This window comes from Pedobacter kyungheensis, from assembly GCF_000812965.1.
Taxonomy (GTDB): domain Bacteria; phylum Bacteroidota; class Bacteroidia; order Sphingobacteriales; family Sphingobacteriaceae; genus Pedobacter; species Pedobacter kyungheensis.
The window spans coordinates 1-7,784 of record NZ_JSYN01000024.1; the positions used below are offsets into that span (position 1 = coordinate 1).

The following is a 7,784-nucleotide window of genomic DNA, read 5'->3' on the forward strand; positions in this document are numbered from 1 at the left end:
AATGTATTGGCGAACGATAACTACAACGGTACGACTACGGCTCCAACATTGGCAGATGTGACCATCACCAATGGTACTAATGATAGCAATGGCAAAGTAACCTTGGATCCGTCAACAGGTGCTGTGAGCGTAGCTACAAATACCCCGGCTGGTGTTTACACCTTGACTTATACCATCACCGATAAACTGGACAACAGTAAAACTTCTACTGCTACAGTAAAAGTAACAGTAGCTTCAGGCGCGATCTTAGCTAAAGACGATGCAGGTTCGGCGAACTCGGTAACTGGTGGAACCGCTGTTGCGAATGTATTGGCGAACGATAACTATAATGGTACGACTACAGCTCCAACATTGGCAGATGTAACCATCACCAATGGCACCAATGATAGCAATGGCAAAGTAACCTTGGATCCGGCAACAGGTGCAGTGAGCGTAGCTACCAATACCCCGGCTGGTGTTTATACTTTAACGTATACCATCACCGATAAACTGGATGCTTCTAAAACTTCAACCGCAACGGTTAAAGTAACAGTAGCTTCAGGCGCGATCTTAGCTAAAGACGATACTGGTTCGGCCAACTCGGTAACAGGTGGCACCGCAGTGGCAAATGTATTGGCGAACGATAACTACAACGGTACTACCACAGCTCCAACATTGGCAGATGTAACCATCACCAACGGTACCAACGACAGCAATGGCAAAGTAACCTTGGATCCGGCAACAGGTGCTGTGAGCGTAGCAGCGAATACCCCAGCTGGTGTGTATACTTTAACTTATACCATCACCGATAAACTGGATGCTTCAAAAACTTCAACTGCAACAGTTAAAGTAACAGTAGCTTCAGGAACTTTAACTGCAAATGATGATGCAGGAAGTGTTAACGGTTTAGTAGGAGGAACACCGGTTAACAATGTATTGGTTAATGATACCTATAATGGCACTACAGCGGCTCCAACCTTAAACGATGTAACACTTACCCAGGTTTCAACCACTCATCCAAATGTTACGTTAGACGTGACCACAGGAGCGGTGAAAGTAGGTCAGAATACGCCTGCCGGAGTTTACACAATTGTTTATGAAATTGCAGATAAATTAGATCTAGGTCAAACCAAGCAAGCTACAGTAACCATCACAGTAACAGCACCAGCTATGGTTGCCACAAACGATTCAGGAAATGCAAATGGCCTTACCGGAGGTACCGCAGTGGAAAATGTATTGGTAAACGATACCTACAATGGTAACCCTGCAACTTTAGCCGATGTTAAATTAAGCCAGGTTTCGAGCAGCAACCCTAACGTAAGTTTAGATGTAACTACCGGAAAAGTAAATGTAGCACCAAACACGCCTGCAGGAACTTATACTTTGGTTTATCAGATTGAAGATAAACTGAACCCTGGTCAGACTAAAACAGCGACTGTAACCATTACAGTTGGTACAGGAACAATTTTAGCAAAAGATGATGCCGGTACTGCCAATGGCTTTACCGGAGGTACTGCAGTTGCCGATATTTTAGTGAACGATAACTATAATGGTACCTCGACCGCCACAACAGGAACAGTTGCCATCACCCAAAATTCAACTGATAATCCAAATATCAACATCGATGTTACCAGCGGCAAAGTAAATGTTGCAGCTAAAACACTACCGGGTGTTTATAACTTAACCTATACCATTACCGATAAACTGGATGCAACCAAGGCTGCAACAGCTAAAGTCGTGGTTACTATTCCGGATTGGAGCAGCGATTTGCAAATCAGCAAAACCGCCAATGTAAGCGGAGTGGAGACCAATGGAAACATCAGCTATACCATTAAAATTAAAAACAATGGTCCGGCTACGGTTTTAAACGGTAAAGCTATCGGTATAACAGAAAACCTTCCGGCAGGATTAGAAAATATTACTTATACCACTACAGGTGGCGTTTATAATGCTACTGCAAATACCTTTACCTTATCGGCCGATTTATTGTCTGGCGATGAAGTAAGTTTAGTGGTAAACGGAAAGGTTGCTGCAAACTATGCAGGATCGGCGCTCGTTAACCAGGTGTCTTTAACTGCACCAGCCGGAACAAACGATCCTGAAAATACCAACAACCAATCTTCGGTAAGTACACCTATATTAAAAGGTGGTATTGCACTGGTTAAAACAGGCCTGTTAAGTACCGATGGTAATCAGATTACCTACACCTTTACTGTTACCAATACCGGCGATGTAGCCCTTACCGATATCGTACTGGTAGATAGCAAACTGGCCATGACCAAAACCTTGCCGGGAACTTTGGCTGTTGGTGCAAGTTTAACTTATAATGAGGTTTATATCCTTACACAAAGTGATAAAGATGCCGGAAAAGTAAGTAATACCGCTTCGGTAACTGCGAAAACACCTGCGGGTAATACTGTAACCGATGTTTCGGGCAGTGGCAGAGGTAACGATACCCCAACCGAAACACCAGTACCGGGCAGTCCTTCATTTAACTTTACCAAAGTGGCCACTTCGGTGGGTACTAAAGCGGGCGAATCGATTGATTATACATTCACGATTACCAATACCGGAACTACTACATTGAGCAATCTGATATTGAGTGATGCAGCCGCAAATGCAGGAAGCATCCAGCCGGCAAGTATTGCTACTTTAGCGCCGGGTGCAAGCGTTACTGCTGTAGCCAAACACACTTTAACACAAAGCGAGGTTAATGCGGGCAGCTTTACCAATCAAGCTACAGTAAAAGTTACCGATAGTAAAGGAAATATCATCAATCAGTTATCAGATGATCCGGGTACTAGCACGCCAAACGATCCGACCGTAACTAAACTGGTTGCTTCACCAGCTTATACTTTAACCAAATCGGCGACCAATACCGCAACTAAAGCCGGTGATGTAATTAATTACAACATTATCTTTAAAAACACCGGTAATGTAAGCTTAACCGATATTGCTTTAACAGATGCCAATGCCGATGCAGGAAGCTTAACACCTGCCAGCATTGCAACAGTATTACCAGGCGAAACAGTTAATATTACCGCTAAACACACTGTAAAACAAAGTGAAGTAAATGCCGGTGGTTTCAGTAACCAGGTAAATGCAACCGCAAAAGACCCACAAGGAAATATAATAACCAAAGTGTCTGATAATCCGGCTACACCTGCTGCAGATGACGCTACTTTCTCTCCAATTGTTCCTGATCCTTCGGTGAGGTTTACCAAGTTGGTGGCCAGTGGGGCGGGAGTGATCAAAGTGATCGAATACAGCATTCAGGTAACCAATACCGGAAATATTACGTTAACCAATATCGTGGTAACCGATCCGGGTGCCGATGCGGGTAGCATTACACCTGCGGTTATTGCCAAACTTGAACCCGCTGAAACCGCAATGATTTTGGCGCGCCATACGTTAACGCAACCTGAAATCGATTATGGTAAGTTTGTAAACCAGGCCAGTTTAACCGCTAACTATGGTGTAGGTAATAATAAGTTGTCTAAATTGTCTGATAACCCTAAAACGATTGCACCAGACGATCCAACGGTTTATATTATCCCTGAAGCTCCGGGTTTAACTTTGGTGAAAACAGGTGCCTTGAGTGCAGATGGTAATACGGTAACTTATACCTTCACTGCCAAAAATACGGGTAATGTTACCTTAAATAATTTCAACCTGGCAGATGCCAAAATCCCTGCAGCGGTTACTTTCGCGCCGGCAAGTATTGCACCAGGCGAAACTGCTGTGGCAAACGTGGTGTACACCATTACCCAGTCTGAGAAAAATGCAAGTTCAGTGAGCAACACCGCTACACTTACGGCAAGCACGCCGGCAGGAAATAAAGTAACAGATGTTTCGGGTACGGCAGAAGATAACGACAGTCCGACAATTTTAGAATTGCCGCGAATTGTTAGTGCTAAAACCGTTACCGATGCCAATAACAATGGTAAGGCCGAACCTAATGAGGTATTAACTTACAACATTTTGGTCCGTAATAACGGCAATACCACCCGTACAGGTGTTAAAATTACCGACCAGATACCGGCCAATACTACTTATGTAAATGCGAGTGCCGATAACGGTGGTATACTTGCGGGCAATGTGTTAACCTGGACTAACTTAACCATACCGGCTAACGGTCAGGTCATGGTTGCTTTCAAGGTAACTGTTAATGCTACGCTTCCTTCGGGTGTTTTAAATATCAACAATATTGCAACGGTAGTTGATCCGGCCAATATTACCTCGCCATTAAATCCGGCTGCTGCTATCCCTACTGAAGGCAAATTGGAAGGAAGCAAATCAGTAAGCGATACGAAGGGTAACAAAGATGGTAAGGCACAGGCAAACGAAATATTAACCTATGCCTTGCAGGTTCGCAATACCGGTGGTTCGGCCTTAAATGGCGTAACCATTACCGATGAGCTTCCGGCAGGTTTAACCTATGTGCCTGGTTCAGTTTCAGGATATGGAACAGTAACCGGCAACAGCCTGAAATGGACCATTAACATGCAGCCAAACTCGAGCACCGTGCTCACTTTTGATGCGAAGGTTGCCGCTGATGTAAACAGCTACAACACCATTAAAAATGTGGCCACAATGACTGCTCCGACAGGAACTGTAATTAAGCCAGAGGTAATTATGGATGTTGATCAATCGGCTGATTTAGTGGTTACCAAAGAACTGATGACCACTGGCGAAATCAGAACCGGATCAGATGTAACCTATAAAATTACGGTAACTAATAAAGGTGCAAACAGGGCAACAGGCGTAACTGTTACCGATAGGTTAAGTACGCTCATCGATGCACCTAAAGAAATTACAGTAACCACAGGTACTACAACTTACAGCACCACAACGCGCGATTTCGTATGGTTGGTTGGAAGTCTTGATTTAAACCAATCGGCAACCTTAACATTCAAATCGCGTACGCTGGCAACAGGTGCATTGAATAATTCGGCAACCGTAAAAGCCGACCAGCCTGATCCTGTGCCAAATAATAACTCGGTATCGGCTAATGCGGCTACCATTTCCGGTGATGAATTGCTTATTCCGAACCTGTTTACACCAAACGGCGATGGTATTAACGATACCTTCGAAATAAACGGATTGGCCAATTTCGCCGAAAGTGAACTCACCATTGTAAACCGTTGGGGTAATGAAGTGTTCCGTGCAAAAGGTTACCAAAACAACTGGACGGGCGAGGGGCTGAACGAAGGTACTTACTACTATTTATTAAGGGTGCGTAAAGCTGGTAGCAGCGAACTAAAAGTATTTAAAGGTTATATCACATTAATCAGGGCATTTAAGAACTAAAAGGATGAAGAAATTAATTTGGATAATAGCAGGTGCTTTCATGTTACTTTCGCAGGGCGTATCTGCCCAGCAGGATGCCCAGTATAGCCAGTATATGTTTAACGGTATCTACATCAATCCGGCCTACGCAGGTTATAAAGAAGTGCTGAATGTGCATACTTTTTATCGCAGCCAGTGGACAGGAATAACAGGGGCGCCAAGGAGCATGTCGCTGGCAGTAGATGCCATTGCCAACAGTGGTAATGTAGGTTTGGCCCTGCAGGTGGCCAGCGATAAGCTGGGTGCGCAGAATAACCTCAGCATTTACGGTAACTACGCTTACCGCATCAGGATGAATGATGATGGCAGCTCGCGCCTGGCACTGGGCTTAGGTGTGGGTATGGTACAGCTGGGGATCGATGGTTCGATGCTTAACCCCAATAATCCTGAGCCTAACCAGCCGGTAGGGATGCAGAGCACTATTGTACCCGATGCCAGGGCAGGGGTTTATTTTGCAAACGATAAATATTATGCGGGTTTCTCGGTTGACAACCTGATTGCTACTTACATCGATATAGACCGTTATGCTTTTATTCCGCAACCCAAACCGCATTACTATTTAACGGCTGGGGCCTTGTTTCCGCTTTCCGAAAACTTTCAGCTTAAACCATCTTTCCTGCTGAAAGATGATCGCGGTGGACCAACAAGTCTGGATGTAAATGCTTTTTTAATGATCAAAGATTTTATATGGATTGGCGGGTCTTATCGTACGGGGGTAAAATTGTATGATAAAAGTTACCTGCAGAAAGATTTAACGCCACGGAACTCGGCTGTTGCCGCGATCCAGATTTTTCCTTCCGAGAAAATCCGGATTGGTTATGGCTACGATTTCTCTATTGGTCCGCTACAAGGCTATAGCAGCGGCACTCATGAGATTTCTATAGCCTATTCTTTTATCAGGCAAAACATCAGATTAGCAACACCAAGGGTGTTCTAAACAAAACAATTAAAATGTGTATAATAATATTTACACTTTTAGACAAAAAATAACTTACATTAGCGTACAAAAAAATAACTTTTTATTAACTTGCAGAATATTATAAAAACAATGAAAACAAAAAATGCTGTTAGTGGCTTTACAGTGCTTATTGCCGATGATCATGAGATTATCCGTCGTGGATTAAAAGGTTTAATATCAGACTTTTGGCCTGGTGTCGAAATTATCCATGCATCAACGCTAGAGCAAGCACTGGTTGAGGCAGAGAAATCGCCAAGTTTAATTATCATTGATGTAAACTTACCGGGTGGTAACAACTTAAAGGTTATCGATCAACTTAAATTGGTTCAGCCAAATGCGAAAATCCTGGTGTTTTCTTCATTGAACGAGAATATTTACGCGGTTCCTTATTTAAAATCGGGTGCGTCTGGTTACTTAACCAAAAATGCCGAAGAGTCGGAAATTGTAATTGCAATTACCACAATCCTGGCTGGTAGCCGTTATTCGAGCAGAAATGTGAAAGAAAACATGTTCAATAGCATATTGGGTAACGATGCTGATAATCCGTTTACCAAACTATCTGGCAGAGAGCTTGAAGTAGCTGAGCTTTTAACTAAAGGTATTGGTGTATTGGAGATTTCTAATCAGTTAAACCTTCAAATGGGTACGGTAAGTACATATAAACTGAGACTTTTCCAAAAACTGAAAATAAAGAGTATCATCGAACTTGCCGAAAAAATGAGCATTTACGAAAGATAAAAAGAGTATTTTACTCTTTTTATCTTTCCCTGTTCTTATTTTTAGTACCGAGCCCGCTTTCTCCCGATTCGTTGTGAGTGGAGCCAGCCTGTCCAAATTTATCTGACGAGCCAGCTCCATTTTGATCAAAAGATGCTTTTTCCTTTGCCGTTCCTTTTACTTTTTCCTTGCTTTTCTTTGCGTTTTCCTGCGTGGTCGTTTTCATAGTCTTCCTTATTGCTTATTCAATAACAGGCCTTGAACAGGAAAGGTTTTGCCAAAAAACAGATCTGTAAACAGGTATCAGTTTTGCGATAGTAAAAAAACAAACGTTTAGCATGTAGATTTGGGTGTACAATTTACATGCAATATATGTGTAGTTAGTACTCAATTTGAAGTGCACATTTACACAATCTCAATATTACACAGATATCAGGTGAAATCTGATCAAATGGCTGAAGTCAAACGATTGACTAGCTTCTGTCGGCCGCCTGCAGCTAAAATGACCGAAAAAACGTATAGCTGTAAGTTGTATCGAAGATATTGACGCAGATCAATATCTATGCGTTTAAATGCATTTTAAAAAGCTTTCTAACTCCCTCTAAACAAATATTTTCGCTGACAAATATCAAAAAATATAATTTTTGTATTATTTGTTGTACGTCATTCAAGTTCTGAATAGAAAATTGAAAACCCAAAAATATATCTTTGCCCGTAAAATGAATGAAATGAACCGGCCTGAAAAAAGTCGGGGCGTTTTTTTATTTTTTTAAAACCATAG

4 protein-coding genes are annotated in these 7,784 nt (G+C 42.5%); 3 read left to right on the top strand and 1 reads right to left on the bottom strand.

What is annotated here, in order from left to right; all coding sequences use genetic code 11:
- The 3 genes from OC25_RS18790 to OC25_RS18800 form a co-directional block, all read left to right on the top strand.
- The coding region (locus tag OC25_RS18790) for a T9SS C-terminal target domain-containing protein (protein ID WP_039479271.1) at positions 1 to 5,289 on the top strand (5,289 nt) is incomplete at its 5' end.
- 4 nt (positions 5,290 to 5,293) lie between these two features.
- On the top strand, positions 5,294 to 6,265 hold the full coding sequence (locus tag OC25_RS18795) for a PorP/SprF family type IX secretion system membrane protein (protein ID WP_039479275.1): 972 nt from the start codon (positions 5,294 to 5,296) through the stop codon (positions 6,263 to 6,265).
- Between the two features lie 111 nt (positions 6,266 to 6,376).
- Positions 6,377 to 7,024, top strand: coding sequence for a response regulator (locus tag OC25_RS18800; RefSeq protein WP_039479279.1), 648 nt, complete (start codon positions 6,377 to 6,379; stop codon positions 7,022 to 7,024).
- Positions 7,025 to 7,043: 19 nt separating this feature from the next.
- Here the strand turns inward: OC25_RS18800 and OC25_RS18805 are convergent, their stop codons facing one another.
- The gene (locus OC25_RS18805) at positions 7,044 to 7,229 is read right to left on the bottom strand and encodes a hypothetical protein (RefSeq protein WP_039479281.1); all 186 of its coding nucleotides are present in this window, start codon (positions 7,227 to 7,229) and stop codon (positions 7,044 to 7,046) included.
- Between the last annotated feature and the right edge of the window lie 555 nt (positions 7,230 to 7,784).